Origin of the sequence: Microbacterium testaceum StLB037, assembly GCF_000202635.1 — a bacterium.
GTDB lineage: Bacteria > Actinomycetota > Actinomycetes > Actinomycetales > Microbacteriaceae > Microbacterium > Microbacterium testaceum_F.
The window spans coordinates 3,338,481-3,362,369 of record NC_015125.1; the positions used below are offsets into that span (position 1 = coordinate 3,338,481).

At 70.3% G+C, this 23,889-nt stretch carries 21 protein-coding genes; 11 read left to right on the top strand and 10 right to left on the bottom strand.

Features of this window, described 5'->3' with window-relative positions; genetic code table 11:
• Positions 1 to 58: 58 nt before the first annotated feature.
• From MTES_RS15185 to typA, 3 genes are all read left to right on the top strand, one after another.
• Positions 59 to 1,813, top strand: coding sequence for a dipeptide ABC transporter ATP-binding protein (locus tag MTES_RS15185; protein WP_013586162.1), 1,755 nt, complete (start codon positions 59 to 61; stop codon positions 1,811 to 1,813).
• Positions 1,814 to 2,073: 260 nt separating this feature from the next.
• The gene (locus MTES_RS15190; protein WP_013586163.1) at positions 2,074 to 2,565 is read left to right on the top strand and encodes a hypothetical protein; all 492 of its coding nucleotides are present in this window, start codon (positions 2,074 to 2,076) and stop codon (positions 2,563 to 2,565) included.
• Positions 2,566 to 2,714: 149 nt separating this feature from the next.
• Entirely contained in the window at positions 2,715 to 4,628 is a 1,914-nt protein-coding gene (gene typA / locus MTES_RS15195) for a translational GTPase TypA (RefSeq protein ID WP_013586164.1), read from the top strand.
• Positions 4,629 to 4,858: 230 nt separating this feature from the next.
• Here typA and MTES_RS15200 read toward each other — a convergent pair whose 3' ends face one another.
• Together MTES_RS15200 and MTES_RS15205 are read right to left on the bottom strand one after the other, a co-directional pair.
• Positions 4,859 to 5,221 carry a DUF2200 domain-containing protein gene (locus tag MTES_RS15200; protein WP_043361530.1) on the bottom strand — a complete coding sequence of 121 codons (363 nt, stop codon included), beginning with the start codon at positions 5,219 to 5,221 and terminating at the stop codon, positions 4,859 to 4,861.
• 99 nt (positions 5,222 to 5,320) lie between these two features.
• Positions 5,321 to 5,872: a helix-turn-helix domain-containing protein gene (locus MTES_RS15205; RefSeq protein WP_013586166.1), complete on the bottom strand. Its 552-nt coding sequence runs from the start codon at positions 5,870 to 5,872 to the stop codon at positions 5,321 to 5,323.
• Positions 5,873 to 5,937: 65 nt separating this feature from the next.
• On the opposite strand from MTES_RS15205, the gene MTES_RS15210 reads away from it, so the two are divergent.
• Together MTES_RS15210 and MTES_RS15215 are read left to right on the top strand one after the other, a co-directional pair.
• Positions 5,938 to 6,666, top strand: a complete 729-nt coding sequence (locus MTES_RS15210; RefSeq protein WP_013586167.1) for an AzlC family ABC transporter permease — start codon at positions 5,938 to 5,940, stop codon at positions 6,664 to 6,666.
• Positions 6,663 to 6,977, top strand: a complete 315-nt coding sequence (locus MTES_RS15215) for an AzlD domain-containing protein (RefSeq protein WP_013586168.1) — start codon at positions 6,663 to 6,665, stop codon at positions 6,975 to 6,977. The genes MTES_RS15210 and MTES_RS15215 overlap by 4 nt, the downstream gene beginning before the upstream one ends.
• Positions 6,978 to 7,055: 78 nt before the next feature.
• Here MTES_RS15215 and MTES_RS15220 read toward each other — a convergent pair whose 3' ends face one another.
• Positions 7,056 to 9,965, bottom strand: coding sequence for an Ig-like domain-containing protein (locus MTES_RS15220; protein ID WP_013586169.1), 2,910 nt, complete (start codon positions 9,963 to 9,965; stop codon positions 7,056 to 7,058).
• Positions 9,966 to 10,262: 297 nt separating this feature from the next.
• Here MTES_RS15220 and MTES_RS15225 point away from each other — a divergent pair, with 297 nt between their 5' ends.
• The 3 genes from MTES_RS15225 to dapC all read left to right on the top strand — a co-directional run bounded on the left by MTES_RS15225 (position 10,263) and on the right by dapC (position 12,181).
• Positions 10,263 to 10,685 (top strand): hypothetical protein, encoded by a 423-nt coding sequence (locus tag MTES_RS15225; protein WP_013586171.1) that lies wholly within the window; start codon positions 10,263 to 10,265, stop codon positions 10,683 to 10,685.
• A gap of 68 nt (positions 10,686 to 10,753) precedes the next feature.
• The gene (fdxA, locus tag MTES_RS15230) at positions 10,754 to 11,074 is read left to right on the top strand and encodes a ferredoxin (protein ID WP_013586172.1); all 321 of its coding nucleotides are present in this window, start codon (positions 10,754 to 10,756) and stop codon (positions 11,072 to 11,074) included.
• 3 nt (positions 11,075 to 11,077) lie between these two features.
• Entirely contained in the window at positions 11,078 to 12,181 is a 1,104-nt protein-coding gene (dapC, locus tag MTES_RS15235; protein ID WP_013586173.1) for a succinyldiaminopimelate transaminase, read from the top strand.
• Between the two features lies 1 nt (position 12,182).
• Here the strand turns inward: dapC and MTES_RS15240 are convergent, their stop codons facing one another.
• From MTES_RS15240 to MTES_RS15265, 6 genes are read right to left on the bottom strand one after another with little or no spacing between them, the layout of a single operon-like run.
• Positions 12,183 to 13,886: an ABC transporter ATP-binding protein gene (locus tag MTES_RS15240; RefSeq protein ID WP_013586174.1), complete on the bottom strand. Its 1,704-nt coding sequence runs from the start codon at positions 13,884 to 13,886 to the stop codon at positions 12,183 to 12,185.
• Positions 13,883 to 15,451 carry an ABC transporter transmembrane domain-containing protein gene (locus tag MTES_RS15245; RefSeq protein ID WP_080575438.1) on the bottom strand — a complete coding sequence of 523 codons (1,569 nt, stop codon included), beginning with the start codon at positions 15,449 to 15,451 and terminating at the stop codon, positions 13,883 to 13,885. Before MTES_RS15245 ends, MTES_RS15240 begins: the two co-directional genes overlap by 4 nt.
• Positions 15,448 to 16,251: an ABC transporter ATP-binding protein gene (locus tag MTES_RS15250; protein ID WP_013586176.1), complete on the bottom strand. Its 804-nt coding sequence runs from the start codon at positions 16,249 to 16,251 to the stop codon at positions 15,448 to 15,450. Before MTES_RS15250 ends, MTES_RS15245 begins: the two co-directional genes overlap by 4 nt.
• A complete protein-coding gene (locus MTES_RS15255; RefSeq protein ID WP_013586177.1) occupies positions 16,248 to 17,297 on the bottom strand; it encodes a FecCD family ABC transporter permease in 1,050 nt (349 codons plus the stop codon). Before MTES_RS15255 ends, MTES_RS15250 begins: the two co-directional genes overlap by 4 nt.
• A complete protein-coding gene (locus MTES_RS15260) occupies positions 17,294 to 18,349 on the bottom strand; it encodes a FecCD family ABC transporter permease (RefSeq protein ID WP_013586178.1) in 1,056 nt (351 codons plus the stop codon). The genes MTES_RS15255 and MTES_RS15260 overlap by 4 nt, the downstream gene beginning before the upstream one ends.
• Positions 18,350 to 18,355: 6 nt before the next feature.
• Positions 18,356 to 19,411, bottom strand: a complete 1,056-nt coding sequence (locus tag MTES_RS15265; protein ID WP_013586179.1) for an ABC transporter substrate-binding protein — start codon at positions 19,409 to 19,411, stop codon at positions 18,356 to 18,358.
• A gap of 83 nt (positions 19,412 to 19,494) precedes the next feature.
• On the opposite strand from MTES_RS15265, the gene MTES_RS15270 reads away from it, so the two are divergent.
• The 3 genes from MTES_RS15270 to ddaH all read left to right on the top strand — a co-directional run bounded on the left by MTES_RS15270 (position 19,495) and on the right by ddaH (position 22,869).
• On the top strand, positions 19,495 to 20,325 hold the full coding sequence (locus MTES_RS15270) for a helix-turn-helix transcriptional regulator (protein WP_013586180.1): 831 nt from the start codon (positions 19,495 to 19,497) through the stop codon (positions 20,323 to 20,325).
• Positions 20,326 to 20,539: 214 nt separating this feature from the next.
• Entirely contained in the window at positions 20,540 to 21,835 is a 1,296-nt protein-coding gene (locus MTES_RS15275) for a citrate synthase (protein WP_013586181.1), read from the top strand.
• 248 nt (positions 21,836 to 22,083) lie between these two features.
• Positions 22,084 to 22,869, top strand: a complete 786-nt coding sequence (ddaH, locus tag MTES_RS15280) for a dimethylargininase (protein ID WP_013586182.1) — start codon at positions 22,084 to 22,086, stop codon at positions 22,867 to 22,869.
• Positions 22,870 to 22,963: 94 nt separating this feature from the next.
• Here the strand turns inward: ddaH and dapD are convergent, their stop codons facing one another.
• The gene (dapD, locus tag MTES_RS15285) at positions 22,964 to 23,875 is read right to left on the bottom strand and encodes a 2,3,4,5-tetrahydropyridine-2,6-dicarboxylate N-succinyltransferase (RefSeq protein ID WP_013586183.1); all 912 of its coding nucleotides are present in this window, start codon (positions 23,873 to 23,875) and stop codon (positions 22,964 to 22,966) included.
• Positions 23,876 to 23,889: the final 14 nt, after the last annotated feature.

Below are 23,889 nucleotides of genomic sequence, written 5' to 3' on the forward strand. Positions count from 1 at the left end.
CGATTCTTTCATTTCCCGATCACTCACTCCCGCTGAGCGGGACGGAGAGGACAGTCTCATGAGCACGACCGAGACGGCGGGCGTCCCCGCCCTCCAGATGACCGACGTCAGCGTCGACTTCGCCGTCGACGATGTCTGGGTTCCGGCCGCGAAGAACCTGAACTACTCGATCGCCCGCGGCCAAGTCGTCGCCGTGGTGGGCGAGTCGGGATCGGGCAAGAGCGTGAGCTCGATGGCCGTCCTCGACCTGCTGCCCAAGAACAGCAGGGTCACCGGCAGCATCAAGGTGAACGGGCGTGAGATCACGGGGATGTCGGCGCGGCAGATGCGCGAGCTGCGCGGTCCCGAGGTCGCTGCGATCTTCCAGGAGCCGATGACCGCCCTCAACCCGGTGCTGACCGTGGGATCGCAGATCATCGAGGCGCTGCGCGCTCACACTCCGATCGCGCCGTCCGCGGCGAAGGCGCGTGCCCTCGAGCTTCTGGGAATGGTCGGCCTGCCCGACCCGGCGAAGGCGTTCGCGTCGTACCCGCACCAGCTGTCGGGTGGGCAGCGTCAGCGCGCCATGATCGCGCAGTCGATCAGCCTCGAGCCCGCCCTCCTCATCGCGGACGAGCCGACCACGGCCCTCGACGTGACCGTGCAGGCGGAGATCCTCGACCTCATCCGGGATCTGCGCGACCGCCTCGACTCGGCCGTGCTTCTGATCACGCACGACATGGGCGTGGTCGCCGACCTCGCCGACTGGATCGTCGTGATGAAGTCGGGGCAGATCGTCGAACAGGGTCCCGCGGCCGTCGTGCTCGGCGACCCGCAGGACGACTACACCAAGGAACTGCTCGCCTCGGTCCCGCGTCTTGGCGAGACCCTCGAGGGGGAGGCCACGGTCGACATCGTCGAGGCTCTCGCCGCGGCCGTCGCGGAAGGCCCCGCGCACACCGAGGAACTCACGCTCGCGGCAGCAGCCCCGGTGATCGCGCACCCCGTGCTCGAGCTCGAGCACGTCTCGATCGAGTACGGCAAGAAGGGCCGCGTCGCCGCGTTCCGTGCCGTCGACGATGTGACCCTCGGCATCGCCGAGGGCGAGATCGTGGGCCTCGTGGGGGAGTCGGGCTCGGGCAAGTCCACGATCGGTCGTGCCGCGATCGGTCTGCAGCCGATCGCCGACGGCCGTCTGGTCGTCGACGGTGTCGACATCTCGAGCGGTTCGCGAAAGCTGATCAAGTCGCTCCGTCGTCGCGTCGGCATCGTGTTCCAGGACCCCTCGTCGTCGCTGAACCCGCGACTGCCGATCGGGGAGTCCATCGGCGAGCCGCTGTTCCTGGCCGGCGAGGCGAAGGGTGCGGAGCTGGACGCCCGCGTCGAGAAGCTCCTCGACGAGGTTCGCCTTCCGCGCAGCTACCGCAACCGCTACCCGCACGAGTTGTCCGGCGGTCAGAAGCAGCGCGTCGGCATCGCCCGCGCGCTCTCGCTGCAGCCGCGTCTGCTGGTCGCTGACGAACCCACGAGCGCCCTGGACGTCTCGGTGCAGGCCCGCGTGCTCGAGCTGCTCAGCGAGCTGCAGAAGGAGCACCGCTTCGCGTGCCTCTTCATCAGCCACGACCTCGCCGTGGTGGATGCCATGGCCGACCGCATCGTCGTGCTCAACCGCGGCAAGATCGCGGAGCAGGGCACGCGTGACGAGATCCTGCGCGCCCCCAAGGAGGCCTACACGCAGCGCCTCATCGCGGCCATCCCGGTGCCCGACGTCGAGGTGCAGGCGGCGCGTCGCGAGCTGCGTCACGAACTGCTGCGGGACACACCGGCATCCTGACGTCTGCACGGTGGAGGGCGGGATTCCTGGGGGAGTCCCGCCCTTTTCCCTGTCTGTGAGCGCGGCCAAGATGAGGAAACGGGACCGCTCCGGGCGTGCCCGATTGTCCTTTTCCCGCTTCCCTGGCGGAGCACGGCGGTGCGCGCCGGCAAACGGCGACGCATCCGCGGCTCATGAAACAGGGATGAGGTCGTTCTCATGAACCTGGGGAGAAGCGGCGATTCGGAGAAACATGGACGTCCTACTAAAGGAGGCGCGACATGAAGTCGAAGAAACGAATCCTGACCTCGGTGATCGCCGCGGCCGCTGCAGGGCTGCTGGGATCGACGATCGTGGCGGCACCGGCAAGCGCTGCCGGTGAGCTCGCCACCGCGAACATCGGTTCGCAATCCGCCGTCACCATCTCCAACACCTGGACCGACGTGAACGGTGACCCGTTCGCGTTGACGGTCACGGGCAACTTCAGCGGACACACGGCGAACGGTGCGGTGCTCGACAGCATCCAGCTGTGTTACTCCGGCCCCGCGAACTCCGCCATCCTCGTTTCGCCGTACACGCGAAATGCGGAGGGGAACATCTGGGAGAGCGGACCCGCGCGTCAGATGATCAAGGGCGCGGACACGCCGGCGCCCTGCATCTCGTACACGGTCGGCAAGTACTACGAGGCCGGCTCGGATGACGTCGTACGGGTCGCCAGTCGGATCACCGGTTCGACCAGCAAGCTCGAGACGATCGCGGCGTTCTACCGCTGAGCGGCAACGCACGCTTTTCCTGAGCGAGAGGGCGGGATTCCCGACGGGGTCCCGCCCTTTCTGCTGTCTGCCAGGGAAAGTTGCGCACGCCCGGTAGAGTAAGAGGGCCCGATTCCGGGCGACACCCCAATTCTTCCTGGAGACCCTCCATGGCGCACGCCCTTCGTCCTGACCTCCGTAACGTCGCGATCGTCGCGCACGTCGACCACGGCAAGACGACCCTCGTCGACGCCATGCTCCGCCAGACCGGCTCGTTCGGCGAGCACGCGCACGTCGAAGAGCGCGCGATGGACTCGAACGACCTCGAGCGCGAAAAGGGCATCACGATCCTCGCCAAGAACACGGCGATCACGTACAACGGCATCCACACCGAGGTGCCCGTGACGATCAACGTCATCGACACCCCGGGCCACGCCGACTTCGGTGGCGAGGTCGAGCGCGGCCTGTCGATGGTCGACGGAGTCGTGCTGCTCGTCGACGCGTCCGAGGGCCCGCTGCCCCAGACGCGTTTCGTGCTGCGCAAGGCGCTCGAGGCCAAGCTCCCCGTCATCCTGCTGGTCAACAAGACCGACCGCCCCGACGCGCGCATCGCCGAGGTCGAAGAAGAGGCGCACGACCTGCTTCTGGGACTCGCGTCCGACCTCGTCGACGACGTGCCCGACCTTGACGTCGACGCGCTCCTCGACGTGCCGGTGGTGTACGCCTCCGGCCGTGCGGGTGCGGCATCCCTCAACCGTCCCGACAACGGCGCGCTGCCCGACAACGAGGACCTCGAGCCGCTGTTCGCCGCGATCCTCGAGCACGTCCCGGCTCCCTCCTACGACGACGAGGCGCCGCTGCAGGCCTGGGTCACCAACCTCGACTCCTCGCCGTTCCTCGGCCGTCTCGCGCTGCTGCGCGTGTTCAACGGCACGCTCAAGAAGGGCCAGACCGTGGCCTGGGTGCGTGCCGACGGCACCACCAGCAACGCGCGCATCACGGAGCTGCTGAAGACCCGCGCCCTCGAGCGCTACCCGGCCGAAGACGCCGGTCCCGGCGACATCGTCGCGATCGCCGGATTCCCCGACATCACGATCGGTGAGACGATCGCCGACCCCGAAGACGTGCGCCCCCTGCCGGCCATCACGGTCGACGACCCCGCCATCTCGATGACGATCGGCACCAACACCTCGCCGCTCATGGGCAAGGTCAAGGGCCACAAGCTCACCGCCCGCATGGTCAAGGACCGTCTCGACCGCGAGCTCATCGGTAACGTCTCGCTCAAGGTCGTCGACATCGGACGTCCGGATGCCTGGGAAGTCCAGGGCCGCGGAGAGCTCGCTCTCGCGATCCTCGTCGAGAACATGCGCCGCGAGGGCTTCGAGCTCACCGTCGGCAAGCCCCAGGTGGTCACCAAGCGCGGCGAGGACGGCAAGCTCAAGGAGCCGTTCGAGCACCTCACGATCGACGCCCCCGAGGAGCACCTCGGCGCGATCACGCAGCTGATGGCCGCCCGCAAGGGCCGCATGGACAACATGACCAACCACGGCACCGGCTGGGTACGCATGGAGTTCGTCGTGCCCTCGCGCGGCCTCATCGGCTTCCGCAGCGAGTTCCTCACGATCACGCGTGGCACCGGCATCGCCAACGCCATCTCGCACGGCTACGACGACTGGGCGGGCTCCATCACGACCCGCCAGAACGGCTCGATCGTCGCCGACCGCATGGGCGTCGTCACCCCCTTCGCCATGATCGCTCTGCAGGAGCGCATGAGCTTCTTCGTGCAGCCCACCGAAGAGGTCTACGAGGGCATGGTCATCGGCGAGAACTCGCGCGCCGACGACATGGACGTCAACATCACCAAGGAGAAGAAGCTCACGAACATGCGTTCGTCGACCTCCGACTCCTTCGAGTCGATGACGCCCCCGCGCGTGCTCACGCTCGAGGAGTCGCTCGAGTTCGCCCGCGACGACGAATGCGTCGAGGTCACGCCCGAGAAGGTGCGCATCCGCAAGGTCGTGCTCGATGCGACCGAGCGCGGTCGTGCCGCGTCGCGCCTCAAGCGTCAGGATGCCAACGCGTAAGCGTTCCCGGCTGATCGCGGCCCCGTCGAGCTCACGCTCGGCGGGGCCGTTCCGCGTCGCCGCAGGGGGTCGCTGAGCCTGTCCGGGCACCTCGCGGGCCGCGGAAGGTGGCTGAGCCTGCCGAAGCCCCTCGCGCTCGCGATACGCCGCGGGGGGTGGCTGAGCCTGTCGAAAGCCACCGGACCCTTCGACAAGCTCAGGGTCCTCCCATGCGACACGGTCAGGGGGCCTCAGGGGGCGGGGGTGGGTGCCTGTTCCCGGAGCACCTTCGCGAGTGGACGTCCCTTCGCCAGCTCATCGACCAGCTTGTCGAGAAGGCGGATGCGGTACATCAGCGGGTCCTCGATCTCCTCGACCCGGATGCCGCAGACCACCCCGGTGACCTGGTCGGCCCGAACGTTGAGTGTCGCCTCGTCGAAGAACTCCCGGAACGTCGTCGTCCCCTCGGCGTGGCGGGCGATCGTCGCGTCGTCGAAGCCCGTGAGCCAGCGGATCACGGCATCCAGATCGTCCTTCGTGCGCCCTTTGCGCTCCACCTTCGCGAGGTAGAGCGGGTAGACGGACGCAAAGGTCATCTCGAACACGCGGGACATATCCGGCACACTACGCGGTGCGCGCTCAGGGACACAGGGGTGTCCGAGCGCTGGCGCGGGGAGGCGCGATAGCGTGCGCGTTCGTCGGCGGCGCGGAGATCAGCGCGACTCCACCACGCACACCGCGCTCATGCCCGGTGTCAGCGCCTCGAACACGTGCGGGGCGTCGCCGGGGTAGGACAGGTAGTCGCCGGGGGAGAGCTCGTAAGGGTCGTCGGCTGGTCCCACGCGACCGCGTCCGGTCACCATGACGAGATGCTCGACGGTTCCGCGCGGGTGCGGGTCGGACAGTCGGGGCTTCCCCGGCTCGGCGCTCAGCAGGTAGATGTCGCGGCGCGCGTGGGGCGGACTCGCGGACAACAACACGGCGAGGTAGTCGGATGCTGACGACGGCACGGCCGTGGATGCCTCGCCCGCGCGGATGAGCGTGGGGGAGGGGACGCCCTCGTCGACCAGGATTGCGAACGGGATCTCGAGCGCCGTCGCCAGGGCCCACAGCGTCTCGACGCTGGGGTTGCCGCCGCCGCTTTCGAGCTGCGACACCGTGGCTTTCGCGACGCCCGCCCGCCGGGCGAGTTCCGAGACGCTGAGGTCACGGCGCTCGCGCTCGCGCCGCAGGGTCGCCGCGATACGGTCGCCGAGATCCGTCATGCGTTCATTATGCTCGACGATCGTTCGACTTGACGAACGACGCTCGCTCGTTCACCATGATGTCCATGCGTTCGTTCTCTCGAACACCTGAGGGTGTCGCCGCCCGGCAGGGCCTTGCCGTGGCACTCGCCACGAGCGCGTACGGCATCTCTTTCGGCGCCCTATCGGTGGCCTCCGGTCTCGACGTCTGGCAGACGTGCGTCCTGAGCCTGCTGATGTTCACCGGCGGCTCGCAGTTCGCCTTCGTCGGCGTGATCGCCGCCGGCGGAGTGGCCGCCGCCCCCGCCGCCATCGCCTCCGCGGTGCTGCTGGGGGTGCGTAACGCCGCCTACGCGATGCGCATGGCGCCGGTCGTCGCGGGTGGGTTCTGGCGCAAGGCCGGAGCGACGCAGTTCACGATCGACGAGTCGGTCGCCGTCGGACTCGCCCAGACCCAGCCGCGCGCGCGGCAGGTGGGCTTCTGGGTGACGGGGGTGGCCATCTGGGTCGGCTGGAACCTCTCCACCCTCCTCGGCGCGCTGCTCGGAGACGTGCTGGGCGACCCACGCGCCTACGGCCTCGACGCGGCTGCGGCGGCCGCATTCCTCGCTCTGCTCTGGCCACGTCTGCGCGGCCGACAACCTCTGGCTGTCGCGGCCGGTGCCGCCGTCGTCGCGGCGCTGCTCACGCCGGTGCTCATGCCGGGCATCCCGGTCATCGCCGCGGCCGGTGTCGCCGTGGCCGTGGGGCTGTTCGATCCGCGCCGACCGACGCCCGACCCGGCCCGCGTGGCTGAAGAGAAGGGGATGCCATGACGCTCTGGACCGCTGTGCTGTTGGCATCCGTTCTCTGTGTCGCGCTGAAAGCCGTCGGTTACCTGCTCCCCGCGCGCTGGCTCGAGTCGCCGCGCGTCGAACGGATCAGCGACCTTCTCACCGTGGCGCTTCTGTCGGCGCTGGTCATGGTGCAGACGCTGGCCGTCGGAGGCACGGTGAGTGTCGACGCTCGCGTTCCCGCGGTGGCCGTCGCCGCGCTCCTGCTGTGGATTCGCGCGCCGTTCCTGGTCGTGGTCGCCGCCGCTGCTCTCACCGCCGCGCTTCTGCGGTTGTGGGGGTGGGCTGCCTGACGTCGCGGCGTCTGGACGGACGCGGGGTGCGGTGGCGGCGCCGTCGCGCCCTCACCGCACCCCGCAGCAAATGGTGGGTCAACCGAGGATGGCGAACCCCGTTCTCCAGGTCGTGTTGACGCTGAAGCCGATGATGGCCGGGGCCCCGGTGAGTGCGGTGCTGGGGAAGGCGGCGGGTTCGGTGCGTCCCGTGGTGGTGCCGTCGCCGAGCTGGCCCTGGTCGTTTCCGCCCCAGGCCAAGGCGGTGCCATCGGCGAGGAGGGCATACGCACTGTTGTCGGTCGTCCCGATCTGCGTGGCGGTGCTGATGTTCTTGACCGCGACGGGGGTGTTGCGCGTCGTGGTCGTGCCGTCGCCGAGCTGACCGTAGTTGTTCCCGCCCCATGCCCGGATCTGGCCGTTCGAGAGGAGGGCGTACGTGCTGTAGCCGGCGGCGACGACGCGGGTGGCCGTGGTGATGTCGGACACGGTCACCGGACTGTCGACGAAGCTTTCGCTGTACGGGTCGTCCTCGGTGCCGTTGCCGAGGTTTCCGCCGGCGCTGTTCATGCCCCACGACTTGATGGTGCCGTCGGAGAGGAGAGCGAAGGCGGTTCCGGTTGACGCCGCGATCTGGATCGCGGTGTTGATGCCGGTCACCGGCCCCGGTTCCGTGCGGTAGGCCGTGGTGCCATCCCCGAGGGCCCCGGCACCCCAGGAGACGACGTGGCCGTCGGAGAGCAGGGCGTAGGCGGCGGATCCCTCACCGCTGTCGGGGGCGAGGGCCACCCCGATGGCTGTCGTGATCTCGGAAACCGCCTGCGGCGTCGTCGTGTTCGCGCTCCCACGTCGTTGGCTGAGGCTCTGGCCCCATTGCAGAACGCTGCCGCCCGTCGTCACCGCGAGCACCGTGTTGGACGCGACCGCGATATCGACGACCTCCGTGAGGTCCGGTACACGGGCCCAGCTACTCCGCGAGGTGGTGGTGCCATCGCCGAGCTGTCCGGAATCGTTGTTGCCGACGCCCCAGACGGTTCCATCCTTCAAGAGCGCGATGGTGTAGCCGACACCGGCACCGATCTTGACGAGGGGCGACGGGAACGCGCGCGACAACTGCGTGGGGGAAAGCAGTCTCTCGTCGGTCGAGTCGGTACCCGCGCCACCGGAGGTGTCCTTGTAGCCGAGGTCGTTCGCGCCGATGGCGCAGGCGTTGGCGCCGAGGACGGTGACGGGAAGTGCGGCGGACATGCCCGCGCTCGTCGCCCTGACGGAGATTACGGTGCCGGGCGTCATCCACGTGTCGTCCGGACTGAGCTGGGTGCCGGCGGTTCCCGACGCCTCGGTCGTGCCGACGGCGGGCGACACGCTTCCGGCCGTCGATGAGAAGGAGACCGTCTGCTGGCCGAGTCCGACTCCGGTGCGATTGTCCATCATCGTTGCGGAGACGACGAGGGTCCCGTCTGCCGCGACTTGCGAGGGATTGGCCGACACGGTGATCGTGCGGTCGCCGACGATGAGGAACAGGGTGTTGTTGCTCGCCTCGGAGGAGTTGTCCTGCAAATAGGTCGTGTTGGCTGCGCCCGAGACCACCGTGGGGGTGGCCGTCGTGGCGGTGGCGGCATTGTTCCCCCAGGCGTAGACGGTGCCGTCGCTGGTGATGGCGTAGGCGCCGAAGACCGCTGCGGTGATCTGGGTGACGTTCGTGAGCGTCTGCACGGACTGGGGCGTCGAGTAGGCGGTCGCGTAGTCTTGCGTGCCGTTGCCGAGTTGCCCCTGTTCGTTGCCGCCCCAGGATTTGACGGTGCCGTCCGTGAGCACGGCGTACGCGCTGACGTATCCGGCCACGACCTGGGTCGCGGTGGTGATGCCCGAAACGGTGGTCGGCAGGGAGCTGTTGGTCGTCGTGCCGTCGCCGAGGCGCCCGCGATTGTTGTTGCCCCACGCGCTGATGGTGCCGTCGGTCATCCGGGCATAGGCGCTGTAGGCCCCGGCTGAGATCTGCGTGACCCGGGTGAGCTGCCCTCGAGGGCCCCAGACGAGCGCCCCCGGGGTGTTGCGCGGCGTGGTCGTGGCGTTGCCGAGCTGGCCCTCGTCGTTGTTGCCCCAGGAGCGGATGCTGCCGTCCTCGAGCAGGGCGTAGCTGCTGGCGAAGCCGAGGGCGATCTGGACGGCCTTGGGCTCGGAGGAGCCGATCCCTGCGACGGTGACCGGGGTCGGGCTGTTCGGAGCAGTGCTCCCGTTTCCGAGCTGCCCGTCGCTGTTGTCTCCCCACGCCCGAATGGTGCCGTCGGCCAGCACGGCCATGCTCAGCGAATCAGATGCAGCGATCTGCGTGACGTCGGAGAGCCCGTCGATCCTGGCCCAGGTCGCGCGGTCGGTGGTCGTGCCATCGCCGAGCTGTCCGACGGCATTGGAGCCGACTGACCAGACGGTGCCGTCCTTCAGCAGCGCGAGGGAGAAAGCCGATCCCGTGACCACCGATACGATCGGTGAGGGGAACACCAGCGCGAGCTGCGTCGGCGAGGTGGGAGAGGCGGACCCGGGCACGCCCGCCTTGCCGTGATCGTTGCCGCCGACCGCGTAGGCATTCGCGCCGAGCTGTGTGACGACGGCGGACCCACTGGCCCCGCCGCTGAGGGCGGTGACCGTGATGCTGCTGCCGGGGAGGGCCCAGGCGTCGCTGGTCGTCATCGTCGAGGTGGCGACGCCGGATCCGTCGGTCGAGGCGGTCGTGGGGGAGAAGCTCACGCCGTCCGGGCCGGTGAACGAGACCGGCTGACCGGTCATCGGCGCTCCGGAGGCGTCCGTCACGGTCGCGGTGACCAGGACGTTTCCCGCGGCGGGGGACTGCATGTTCGGCGTGGTGGCCGTGACCGTCGGCCCGGCGGAGACGGCGAGAGCGGGGGTGGCGCTGACGGTGACGATGACGGGAACCGCCCAGGCGGCACCCGCGATGACCGTGCGGCGGGAGAGGGTGGGCGCGTCGGACGCGGGCACGAGGGCGTTCATTCGGGAGTTCTCCGGCGAGGCAGGGGAGGGTGAGGAACGCGGTCACGCTGACACGCGCTCCTTCAGGGTCGCGGTCGCCGGGCCCAGGGAACGTGCCTTCTCGTCTGGCGACGGACGGGTGAACTGCAGCGGGAGCGGAAGGACGGCGCCGTGTCGGGCGCCGGGCCACACGGGCGAACGTCCCGAGCCACGGGGTATCACCCGTGACTCACCCCGAGGGGGTGTCGGGTTCACCCGGGCGCGGGTGGCGCGGTCGTTCTCCGCCGCCCCATAGCGTCGCCCCGTAAAATGACCCGAATGAGCTCTGGCATCCTGCGCGTCGTCGGCTGGGTCGTGGCGCTCCTCATCGGCGTGTTCTATGGAGCGGCGGGCACGATCGGTCAGGCGTTCCGTCTCGGCCCGGTGCCGCTGGGTCTGCTGCTCGCCACTCTCGGCAGCGCCGCTCTGCTGGTGGCCCTGCGCACGCTGACGGGTGACCGCGTGAACGCATTGGCCGGAGGGTTGGGCATCTCGCTCGCCACGTACGTGTTCTCGCAGCCGGGCGTCGGGGGGTCGGCGATCGTCGCCGCTCCCACTCCGGGCACGGAGTGGATACCGGTCGTCTGGACGATCGTCGGTCCCGCGCTGATGGTCTTCGTGGCCTTCTGGCCGACCTTCTCGCACCTGCCCCCGCGGCCGGCCGATAACGCAGCCTCGGAGCCCGTCGTCTCGGTGCGCTGAGATCGACGGATCATAGGTCAGACGGCGCGCGGCGAGGCCGGTCGAGCGAGCGCGATTAGACTGGTCGCGTGACTTACGTGATCGCCCTCCCGTGTGTCGATGTCAAAGACCGCGCCTGCATCGACGAGTGTCCGGTCGACTGCATCTACGAAGGCGAGCGGTCGCTCTACATCCACCCCGACGAATGCGTCGACTGCGGTGCGTGCGAGCCCGTCTGCCCGGTCGAGGCGATCTACTACGAAGACGACCTCCCGGAAGAGTGGTCCGACTACTACAAGGCCAACGTCGAGTTCTTCGACGACATCGGTTCTCCCGGCGGTGCGGCCAAGGTCGGCGTGATCGCGAAGGATCACCCCGTCATCACCGCGCTTCCCCCGCAGAGCCACTGAGCCGTGGGCGTCGCCGACCTCGCCGACTACCCCTGGGACGCCGTCGCCCCGTACGCGGAGCGCGCCCGGCGTCACCCCGCCGGCATCGTCGACCTGTCGATCGGCTCGCCCGTCGACCCCACGCCCGCCGTCGTCGCCGAGGCGCTCGCTGACGCGACCGACGCCCACGCCTACCCGGCGACCGCCGGCACCCCCGCACTGCGCGAAGCCATCGTCGACTGGTACGCCCGTCGCCGCGGTGTCCCCGGCCTGACGCGGGCGAACGTGCTGCCCACCGTGGGGTCGAAGGAACTGGTGGCGCTTCTGCCGCTGCTCCTGGGTCTCGGCCCCGGCGATGCCGTGGTGCATCCCCGCGCCGCGTACCCGACCTACGAGATCGGTGCTCGTCTCGTGGGCGCGGAGCCGGTGGCATCCGATGATCCGTCCGAGTGGCCGGAGAACACCAAGCTCGTGTGGGTCAACTCGCCCGGGAACCCGGACGGCCGGGTGCTCTCGGTCGCCGAGATGACGGATGCCGTCACCCGGGCGCGTGCGCTCGGAGCCGTTCTCGCGTCCGACGAGTGCTACGCCGAACTGGGGTGGGACGCCCCGTGGGACACCGAGCGCGTGCCGAGCGTGCTGGATCCGGCCGTCGTCGGCGACGACCTGTCGGGCGTGTTGTCGGTGTACTCGCTCAGCAAGCAGTCGAACCTCGCGGGCTACCGCGCGGCGTTCCTGGCGGGCGACGAGCAGCTCGTCGCGCGGCTTCTGACCGGCCGCAAGCACCTCGGACTCATGCCGCCCGCGCCCGTGCAGCGCGCGATGACCGTGGCCCTGGGTGACGACGCGCACGTGGTCGAGCAGCGCGAGCGGTACGCCCGCCGTCGCGCCGTCCTCCAACCCGCCGTCGAGGCGGCCGGATTCACGGTCGACCGCAGCGAAGCGGGCCTCTATCTCTGGGCCACCGAGGGGCGCGATGCGTGGGAGAGCGTGGGGCGTCTGGCCGATCTCGGCATCCTGGTCGGACCCGGGCATTTCTACGGGACGCACTTCCCGAACCACGTGCGGTTCTCGCTGACGGCGACCGATGAGCGGATCGCCGCCGCCGCCGAGCGACTGACGCTCTGACTCAGGTCGACCGGCTCCACGCCTCCCACAGCCGCGCGTAGGAGCCGCCTGCGGCGCGCAGGTCATCGTGCGTGCCCTCCTCGCGCACGCGCCCGGCCTCGAGGAGGACGACGCGGTCGGCGGCGGCCGCCTGGCTCAGGCGGTGCGCCACGACGAGCGCGGTGCGTCCCTCGACGGCGGCCAGAGCGGCATCCTCAAGACGACCCGCTTCGGTCGAGCCCGCCTCGGCCGTGGCTTCATCGAGGACGACGAACGCGGGGTCGGCGAGGATCACGCGCGCGAGGGCGAGATGCTGCGCCTCCGCGGCGGACAGGGCGGTGCCCGAGGCGCCGACGGGTTCGTCGAGGCCCCGCGGGAGGCGCGCGACGACGCCGTCGGCGCTCACCCGTGACAGCGCTCGGTGGATGTCGTCGTCGCTCGCGTCCGGGGCCGCGAGTGTCAGGTTGTCGCGCAGGGTGGCGTCGAAGACGTGCACGTCTTGCGTGACGAGCGCGACGGATGCCGGCCGGTGCACGACCCCCGCGAGCGGTTCGTGCACGCCCGCGGCGATGGCGGCGAGGGTGGATTTGCCGGCACCGGATGCCCCCACACCGGCCACGGTGGTGCCCGTTCCGAGTTGGATCGACACGTCGTGCAGGACGGGGTGGCCCGTTTCGTACGCGTGGGTGACGTCGCGCAGGTGAACGTCGTCGGCTGCCGGTCGCAGCGCCGAAGGCGCGGGTGCTGCGGAACAGATGACCCCGACGATCCGCGAGAGCGAGGCGAGAGCGGACTGCAGGTCGTCGACGACGAACAGCAGTTGATTGATGGGGCCGAAGAGGCGCAGGAACAGCAGCATCGCGGCCGTCGTGCCACCGACCGTTCCGTGTCCGTTCGCCACGAGGACGAAGCCGACCGTGAGCAGACCCGCCATGCCGAGGAACTCGGCCGCGTTGAGCCGCGCGAAGAAGAGGTTCTGGATGCCGCGCGCCCGCATGCTCCAGCGGACGACGCTCCAGGACGCCCCCGCGATCCGCGCGAGGTGGGACGACTCCGCGGAGTATGCGCGAACGGTTTCGAGCCCGCGCAGGGCGTCGAGGAGGTGTTGAGCCCGCTCGGACATCGCGGTCCGCTCCGCCGCGTAGACGGCGGGAGCCGAGCGCAGGTAGCGACGGACGGCGACCACATGCAGCGGCGTGACGCCGACGAGAGCGAGGGCGTACCAGGGGTCGATGACGGCCATGCCGACGAGGGTCACGACGATCGTGAATGCGGCCCCGACGAGGGCGGGAACCACACGCGGAACGGCATCCGACACCTCCGCGACGTCGTCGCCCGCGCGCGCGACGAGATCGCCCGTTCCCGCGCGCTCCACGCGCGACGGCGGCAGATGCAGCGCGGTGTCGACCATGCGTTCGCGCAGATCCGCGAGGGCGGTTTCGCACAGGCGGGACGCGGCGACCATGCCGACGGCGGTGAGCGCGGCCCCGACCACGACGGCACCGGCCATCACCGCCGCGAGGACGACGGCGAGGTGAGGGGCGTCGTCCCCGGCCCCGATCGCGTCGACGATGACGCCGAGGGCGAGGGGGCCGACGACACCGGCGATCGCCGCGGCCAGCACCACGAGGACGAGCCCCGGTACGCGCCACCATCCGCCCGGCAGAGACCGGCGGAGCTCGCGCGCGACCTCGCGAGCCGATGCGAGCGGAAGAGCGGTGCTCATGATCGTCCTCCGTCCGCGATCCGCACGACGCGGTCGGCCACCGCGGCGAACGCGGGGGAGCGGGTGATCACGACGGTCCGCCGATGGAGCCGGGCCTCGTGCACCCGTTCGGCGATCCGCGACTCGGTGACCGCATCGACAGCGGTGGTGGGGTCGTGCAGCACGAGGAGTTCGGGGTCGTGTGCGAGCGCCCGCGCGAGGGCGACGCGTTGGCGCTGACCCCCCGAGAGGGCCGTCCCGTTCTCGCCGACGCGGCTCGCGAGGCCGTGGGGGAGCACCTCGGCGAGCTCGTCGCACGCGGCGGCGTACAGGGCGGCGGCGAGCGTGTCGGCATCCCGCTCGGTGGAGCGGACGTTCTCCGTCACGCTGCCGGTGAACAGGTGGGCCGCGTGCGGGGCATGCAAGGCCTCCGGATGCCGCGCGCGCAGCGCCGCGAGAACATCGGCCGCGCGCGCGCCGTCGCACGCCACGACGACGAACTGTTCCGGCTGAACCTCGGGGAGGTCGACCGGGGCAGGGGTGTCGTCCGCGACGGCCGCGAGCGGCTCCGCGTCGCGGAGAAGGTCGAGGACGCGCGCGGCGGAGGCGGTCGCGGACGCCCACCACGCTCCCGTGTACAGCGCGAGAGCTTCGAGGGGGTCGAGGAGGAACTGGGCGAGACCCACGATCGCGATGAATTCGCCGAGTCCGAGCGTGCCCGACAGTGTGAGGATCGCGGCGACGACGGCGACGGCGGTGAGGAAGAGGCCCGTGACGATGCTCATGGCTCCGCCGAACACGCCCTCCGCGCGTCGGGCGCGCACGGTGTCGGCGAGCGCGGCGCGGCTCGCGCGGCGGTATCGGCGGCTCGCCTCGACCTCGGCGCCGATGCCGCGGATCACGCGGTAGCCGCTCAGGAGGTCGGCCGCCCGGCCGGCCGCGGTCGCGGCGGCCTCCTGCTCCTGCCCACTGCGTTCCCGCAGGCGGCGGCCCGCGCGCTCGGTGAGCCAGAGCAGCAGGGGTGCCCCGAGAAGCACGGCGAGCCCGAGGGGCCAGGAGATCGTCAGGAGCACGGCGCCGCCGAACAGGACGGCGGCGAGTTGGCCCACGGGGTAGACGCCGATCTCGACGGCCTCCGACAGGCGATTGGCGTCGGATGTCGCGATGGAGAGGGCGACGCCGGGCTGGTCCGAGGGGCGTCCCGGGCCCGGCCGGCGGTGCAGCAGGTGCGCGGACACGGTCGTGCGAAGGCGATGCTGCACAGCCAGCATGCCGAGCTCGGCGAACCGAGAGCCGAAGCGCCACGAAAACGACAGTGCGAGGAAGTCCGCCGCCAGGACGCCCAGCCACAGCGCGAGCTGGCCCGGGTCGCCGGTCGTCACCGCACGCTCGATCGCGAGTCCCATGATGATCGGCACCAGCGCCTCGCCCAGCTGGTGTGTGACCGACAGGACCGCGGCGGGGACGGTGTACCGCGGTGAGGCGCCCATCACCCGCAGTGCGAGACGGCGGGGCGTCGTCGCGGCGGTGATCGGGATCTCGCGCGTGGGCACCGGCTCGGCGGGAGCCTGCAGCAGCATCTTCATCCGTGGGCCGTCCGCGCCCGCCCGAGGGCCGAGACGGCGGGGGTTCCCGACACGGGATCCGGGGTGACCACGCACCGCAGACCGAAGACCTCCTCGACCATCTCAGCCGTGACGATGTCGGCGGGTGCACCCTCGGCGACGATGCGTCCGTCCTTCACGGCGATGAGGTGGCTGCCATAGCGGGCGGCCTGGTTCAGGTCGTGGAGTACGGCCACGAGCGTGCGGCCCTGTGCGTTGAGGTCGGTGAGCAGTTCCATCAGCTCGATCTGGTGCGCGATGTCGAGGAACGTCGTCGGTTCGTCGAGCAGGAGGATGGGCGTCTCCTGAGCGAGCGACATCGCGACCCACACGCGCTGGCGCTGACCGCCCGAGAGCTCCGAGACGAGACGGCCGGACAGGTCGGCCGTGCCCGTGGCATCCATCGCCGCCGTCACCGCCGCTTCGTCCTGAACGGACCACTGCCGGAGGAAGCCCTGGTGCGGGTACCGTCCCCGCGCGACCAGGTCGATGACCGTGATGCCGTCGGGGGCGAGCGAGGTCTGCGGGAGGAGCCCCACCGTGCGCGCCAGTTCCTTCGGCGGGTAGTCGCCGAGCGGCCGGTCGTCGAGCCGTACGGTCCCGGCGCTGGGCGTCAGCAGGCGCGCGAGGGCACGGAGCAGCGTGGACTTGCCGCTCGCGTTCGCCCCGACGATCACGGTGAACGACCCGTCGGGGATGCCGACCGAGAGGCCCTCCGAGATGACACGGCGGTCGTAACCGATCGTGAGATCCGTGGCGGCGAGGCGGGCGGGAGCGGTCATGCGCGTCTCCGGGTTTCGTGGATGAGGAGCCAGACGAGGTAGATCCCGCCCACGACGACCGTGACGAGTCCGACGGGCAGGGGAGTGGGCAGCACGTGCTGGGCGACGATGTCGGATGCCGTCAGCACGACTGCGCCGATGAGCCCCGCCGGGACGAGCGCGATGCCCGCGGTGCGGGTGAGCCGGCGAGCGATCTGCGGAGCGGCGAGCGCGACGAACGCGATCGGACCCGCGGCCGCGGTGACGACGGCGGTGAGAGCCACGGCGCAGACGACGAGACCAAGTCGCGCCCTCTCGACACGGATGCCGAGCGCCCGCGCCGCGTCATCGCCGAGCTCGAGGCGCGACAGGGCGCGCGAGAACGCACCGAGCGCGACGAGGGCGAGGACGACGACCCCGGCGGCGGGCAGGAACTGCGCCCAGCCGACCGGAGAGAGCGACCCCGCTCCCCACACGGCCGCGACCATCGCGACCTCGACCTTCGCGCGCAGCAGCAGATAGGTGCTGAGGGCCTGGAGCATCGCGGAGATCCCGATCCCGACCACGATGAGGCGGAATCCCTGGATGCCACGACGATAGGCCAGCACGTACACCAGGGCCGCGGAGACGAGGCCCCCGGCCACCGCGCCGGCCGACACGGGGACGCTCCCCGCGGACGCACCGAGGAGAAGGATCGCGCCGAGACCGCCCGCGTAGGAACCCGCGGACAGCCCGATGATGTCGGGGCTGGCGAGCGGATTGCGGGTGAGCGACTGGAACACGGCGCCCGAGATGCCGAGGGCGACGCCGAAGACCACGGCGCCGAGCACGCGCGGCAGTCGCCACTCGCGCACCACGGTCGCGGTGAACCCGCCGTCGGTGCCGAGGAGGGCTCCGGCCACCTGGGCGGGGGTGAGGGGGAGATCGCCGAGACACAGGGCGAGGATCGCGAGGGCGGCCAGGGTCACGGCGATGGCCGCGCCGGTGACGAGCGTGCGCACCCGGAAACGGACCGACAGTCTCCCCCGGCGGACGACGGCGGTGCGCGGACCGGTCGCGACGGTCACAGGCTGCTCGCTCTCGCGCGCCGTACCAGGACGATCAGGACGGGTGCGCCCACGAACGCCGTGACGATGCCCACGGGCACCTCGCTCGGCCACAACACCACGCGGCCGACGACGTCGGAGAGCAGCATCACGACCGGGGCGATCACCATCGTGTAGGGAAGGATCCAGCGCTGGTCGGGGCCGACGATCCACCGAGCGACGTGCGGGGCCATGAGGCCGACGAAGGCGACCGGCCCCGCGATCGCCGTGGCCGAACCGGCCAACACCGTGATCGCGACGATCGAGAGCACACGCGTGCGCACGAGCCGGGTCCCGAGAGAGGACGCGAGCTCGTCGCCGAGACCCAGGGAGTTCAAGGACCGTGCGCACGCCAGCGCCACGACCATGCCCGCGCCGACGAACGGCAGGGTGGGCAGGATGACATCCCATCCGCGCTCCACGAACGAGCCCGCGTTCCACCCGCGCAGGCGGGCGAAGGTAACGGGGTCCAGCAGCATCATGGCGCTCGTGATGCCCAGCAGGACGGCACCGACCGCGACGCCGGCCAGGGTGAGGCGCGCCGGATCGGGTCCCCCTCGACCGGCCCCGCCGATTGCGGTCACGACCACCGTCACGAGCAACGCGCCGCCGAAGGCCCACGGCAGGAACTGCGCGGCGGAGACGGCACCCAGCACGACGCCGATCGCGACGAAGAGCGCGGCCCCGGCATCCACTCCGAGGATTCCCGGGTCGCCCAGCGGGTTGCGGGTGAACGCCTGAATGAGGGCACCCGCGAGCCCGAGCGCGACCCCCACGACGATCCCGGCGACCGTCCGGGGAACGCGGAGGTCGAGCACGATCTGATCGGTGAGCGTTCCCGAGGGAGCCGCGAGGGCGTGCCACACGTCTGCCGGGCTGAGGGCGTTCGACCCGACGGCGATGCTGAGTGCCGCGCTCGCCGCGAGAGCGACGACGGCAAAGGCGAGTCCCGCGGCCCGCCGACGCCGGGCGGGGGAGGAGGGGCGGTCGCGCCGCGCGCCGGGGCGCGACGCGACCGAGAGGGCAGAGATCACCTCGGGTCAGCCCTCGACGCTCTGCGGGGACGTCCCCGCGACCGCCTTCTCCAGACGCGGCACGAGGTGATCGATGACGTACTTCTGGCTGAGCGGCGTGAGGAAGTAGATCGCGCCGGCGAGTTCGGCATCCGTGTACACCGCGCGTCCACCGGTGACCGCCGACAGCGATCGCGTCGTGCCGAAGTCGAGGAGGTCGGGCAGCGACTCGGCGCTCTCGGTGGCGAAGACGATGACGTCCGCGTCGATGAGCGACATGGTCTCGCCCGAGATGAGCGCCTGTGCGCCCTCCTGCTGGACGTACTTCTCCAGACCGGGGGTGATGACGAAGCCGAGGTCCGTCAGGAAGTCGGTGTTCAACCCGTCCGGGTACACGTAGATGCTGCCCTCCCAGGGACCGCCCTGCGAGAAGGACGCCGTCTTCCCCGCGAACTCCGGGTGCGCCGCCGCGGCGGCCGCGTACTGCTCCTCGATGCCGGTGATGAGCTTCTCGCCCTCGGTGCTGCGTCCCATCGCCTGCGCGATCTGACGGGTCTGGCCCTTCCAGTCCGAGAAGTAGCGCTCGGCACCGGGGACGCTCGCGATCGTCGGAGCGATCGCGCTGAGCTTCGTGTAGTCGTCGGCGGTCATGTTGGCGTTCGTCCCCACGATGAGGTCCGGCTCGAGCGAGGCGATCTTCTCGAACTCGAAGCCGTCGGTGGCCGAGAGGACGGTGGGCTCGGCGCCGTTGAGCAGGTCGGTCGCCCACGGCCAGACGGCGTACGGCTGCTCGCCGTACCACTCGGTCGTCGCGATCGGGGGCGTGCCGAGCTCGAGCAGGATGTCCTGCTCGGTGAGGCCGACCACGACGACGCGCTGCGGCTCGGCCGCCACGGTGGTCTCGCCGAACTGGTGGGTCACGGTGACGGGGAACGTGTCGCTCGGCTCGGTCGAATAGGTCGCGTTCTCGGCGACGGCCGTGGCGGTGCCGCCGCAGCCCGCGAGCAGGGCGGCGGTGACGGCAAGGACGGTGCCGAGCGCGGCGAGGCGCGCGGGGCGGGAGCGGTGGAGGGATCTGGGCATGGGAGCTCTCGGGTCAGCGGGATCGGGCGTCGCTAGGTTAGCCTTGCCTTACTTTGGCCGCCATCGTCGTGAGGAGACATCCCGTGCTGATCGAGGACACGGTCATGTCGCGTGGCGAACACTCGGACCACGTGGATGCCGCCGACTCCGAGCCGCGTGTTCGCCAGTGGACATTCGCCGAGTTCGCCGTCACTTCGACACTCGTGGACGGCGGCAGCGGCTTCGATCTGCACCGGCACGAGGAGGATCAGCTCGCCTGGATGGCATCCGGATCCATGGAGGTGTCGGTCGGGACCGACCGCTGGCACCTCCGTCGCGATCACGCGGCATGGATCCCCACCGGGGTGCTGCATGAGATGCGGTTCACCGAGCCCGGCGAACTCGTCAGCGCCTATGTCGATCAACGGCATCGCCCGAGTCCAGCGGGGTGGAGTCGGGCGCGCGTGCTCGCCCTCGATCCGCTCGGCGGAGCGTTGCTGCGCTATCTCGCCGCCGGGGGCCGGTCCGAGAGGCGTCGGCAGGAGAGCTTCGCTCTGCTGAGCGATCTGGTCGCCGAAGCGCCCGTCTCCCGCGAGATCGTCGCGTTGCCGCAGGATCCGCGTGCCCGCGCGATCGCCGTCGCGCTCCTCGCCGCACCCGACGACGATCGCGATCTCGACGCGTGGGCGGCCCAGGCGGGTGTCAGTGCCAAGACCATCGCTCGTGCCTTCGTATCGGACACGGGGCGCACCTTCCGGGAGTGGAGGGTACGGGCGCGCCTGCATGTCGCGGTCGGCCTGCTCCTCCGAGGCGATCCCGTGCACGAGGTCGCGCTCGCGGTCGGCTACGACTCCGTCAGCAGCTTCATCTCCGCGTTCCGTGCTCGGTTCGGGGTGACCCCGGCGGCCTACGCCGGTCATCACCGACGCGCATGAGGAGGATCCCTCCATTCGATGGGGGCATCCTTTGGCGGTGTCATCTGTACGCGCCCCGGGCTACTAGGCTGTAAAAGCACTGTGTTCGGGCAACCCTCCGAGCGTGTGCCGATCGTGAGGCCGCACTCGTGGCATCCCCCGGTCGAGAAAGGCTGCGGGTGCCTCCGCCCCCGTGGTCGATGAATTGGGCGACCAGAAATCGCAAGGAGGCGCGGTGAGCGACGCGGGAACGCAGAACGACAAGGCCACCCTTTCGGTGGGGGGCACCACCGCCGAATTCCCGGTCCTCCGGGGAACGGACGGCATCCCGAGCATCGACATCGCGTCGCTGACGAAGCAGACCGGTCACACGACGCTCGACTACGGCTTCGTGAACACGGCGTCGACGAAGTCCGCCATCACGTACATCGACGGCGACCAGGGCATCCTGCGTTACCGCGGCTACCCGATCGAGCAGCTCGCGAAGAACAGCACCTACCTCGAGGTGGCATGGCTGCTCATCTACGGCGAGCTGCCCTCGGCATCCGAACTGGCGTCGTTCGACGAGCGCATCCGCCGCCACACGCTGCTGCACGAGGATCTCAAGCGTTTCTTCTCGTCGCTGCCCCCGACCGCGCACCCCATGTCGGTGCTGTCGGCGGCGACCGCGGCCCTCTCGACCTATTACGAGTCCGAGTCCGACCCGCACAACCCCGAGCACGTCGAGCTCAACACGGTCCGCATGCTCGCGAAGCTCCCCGTGATCGCGGCGTACGCGCACAAGAAGAGCATCGGGCAGGCCTTCCTGTACCCCGACAACTCGCTCGGCTTCGTCGACAACTTCCTCAAGCTGAACTTCGGCGTGCTGAGCGAGATCTACGAGGTCAACCCGGTCATGACGAAGGCGCTCGACCTCCTTCTCATGCTCCACGCGGACCACGAGCAGAACGCCTCGACCTCGACCGTGCGCCTGGTCGGCTCGACCGGTGCCAACCAGTTCGCGTCGATCTCCGCCGGCATCCAGGCCCTTTCCGGCCCGCTTCACGGTGGCGCCAACGAGGCCGTGCTCCAGATGCTCGGCCGCATCCGCGACTCCGGCGAGAGCGTCGAACGCTTCGTCGAGCGGGTGAAGAACAAAGAAGAGGGCGTCAAGCTCATGGGCTTCGGCCACCGGGTCTACAAGAACTACGACCCGCGCGCCAAGCTCGTCAAGGAAGCGGCCGACGAGGTCCTCGAAGCCCTCGGCGTCAGCGACCCGCTCCTCGACCTCGCCAAGGAGCTCGAGCAGATCGCTCTGCAGGACGACTACTTCAAGGAGCGTCGCCTGTACCCGAACGTCGATTTCTACACCGGCGTCATCTACAAGGCGATGGGTTTCCCCACGCGCATGTTCACCGTGCTGTTCGCCATCGGGCGTCTTCCCGGCTGGCTCGCGCAGTGGCGCGAGGCCATCACCGACCCGCAGACCAAGATCGGTCGCCCGCAGCAGCTGTACACGGGCGCCGCGGAGCGGAACTACCCCGGGGTCTGACCCTCACACGGAACGCCCCATCCCTCTCGCGAGGGGCGGGGCGTTCAGCTGTACGCCGCGGTGTGCGGCGGGCGATGCCCCCAGCAGCGGGCGGACCCCGGCGGCGGCGGGCGGACCCCGCGATAAACGCCGTCCGTGTCGAGACACGCGGTGGCGCGGCGTGTATCGGCAGGAACGGCGTTTATCGGGGAAGGAGAGGGATGCCGCGACCCGCGGCCGCGGTGACGGAGCCCCGGTAGGGTCGGGGCATGTCGCGTCTTCTCGTCCGCCGCCCCTCGCCGCTGCTCGCCGAAGGGGAACTGACCCATCTGGATCGCGTCCCCGTGGACGCGGACCTCGCCCTCGCCCAGTGGCGCGGCTACGTCGATGTGTTCCGCTCGCGTGGGTGGGACGTGATCGAGATCGCGCCCGCCGATGATCAGCCCGACGGTGTGTTCGTGGAGGACGCTGTCGTGGTGTTCGGCGACCTCGCGGTGCTCTGTCGCGCGGGAGCCGCATCGCGTCGCGGCGAGGCCGAGAGCGTCCGCGCCGGGGTGCTGGCATCCGGAATCGACCTCGCCGAGATCGTCGAACCCGGAACGCTCGACGGGGGTGACGTGCTGAAGGTCGGGAGCACCGTGTACGTCGGCGCGTCGTCGCGGACGAACGCCGCGGGCATCGCGCAGCTGCGTGCGCTCCTCGAGCCGCGCGGGTGGGAGGTGCGCGAGATCCCGGTGACGAAGGTGCTGCACCTGAAGTCGGGTGTGACGGCGCTTCCCGACGGCACCGTGATCGGGTTCGAGCCGCTCGTGGACGACCCCGCCCTGTTCCCGGTGTTCCAGGGCGTCTCGGAAGAGCACGGTACCGCTGTGGTCGTGCTGGACGAGGGCACCGTTCTGATGTCGTCCGACGCTCCCGAGACCGCCGCCGCGCACCGCGCCCGGGGCCTCGAGGTCGTGACCGTCGACGTCAGCGAGTTCGAGAAGCTCGAGGGCTGCGTCACCTGCCTGTCGGTGCGCCTCCGCGACGGAGACGCACCGAGGGCGGCGGGGTAGGGCCCGGCGCCCCCGGAACGAGAAACGCCGATCGTGCCGAGACACGCGGTGAGGTAGCGAGTCTCGACAGGGACGGCGTTTATCGACCGGGGGATCAGGCGTGCAGCGCCTCGTTCAGCGTGACGCCGACGCCGGCGCGCGCCGACGCCTCGACGGCCCCGGTGAGCGAGTTCCGACGGAACAGGATGCCGTTGCGCCCGGACAGCTCGCCGGCCTTGACCGTCTCGTCGCCGACCTTCACCTTGGTACCGGCCGTGACGTAGAGACCCGCCTCGACCACGCAGTCATCGCCGAGAGAGATGCCGATGCCGGCATTGGCGCCGAGAAGCGTGCGCGCGCCGATCGAGACGCGGTGCGTGCCGCCGCCCGAGAGCGTCCCCATGATCGACGCGCCGCCACCGATGTCGGTGCCGTCGCCGATCACGACACCCTGGGAGACGCGCCCCTCGATCATCGAGGAGCCGAGCGTGCCGGCGTTGAAGTTGACGAAGCCCTCGTGCATGACGGTCGTGCCGGGGGAGAGGTGCGCGCCCAGGCGCACGCGCGAGGCGTCGGCGATGCGGACGCCCGCGGGAAGGACGTAGTCGGTGAGGCGCGGGAACTTGTCGAGCCCCTGGAGCTGGATGCCGTGGCGCTTCAGCTGCGGCAGCAGCCGGGCCGCGTCGTCGGGGTGCATCGGACCGGCGTTCGTCCACGCGACGTTCGGGAGGTGCCCGAAGATGCCGTCGAGGTTGATCTCGTTGGGGCGCACGAGCAGGTGGGAGAGGGCGTGCAGGCGCAGGTAGGCGTCGGCGGTGGAAGCGGGCGCCGCGTCGATGTCGATCGTGAGCGACACGGCCTCGACGCGCACGTTGCGCCGTTCGTCCGAACCCGCCTGAGCGGCCAGGTCGGGGGAGAGCTCGGCGTCGTCGCCGAGAACGGGACGGGGGAACCACGCGTCGAGGACGGTGCCTCCCTCGGTGATCGTCGAGAGTCCGGCACCGCTGATTCGTCGTTCGTTGCTCACCGCTCCAGGCTACC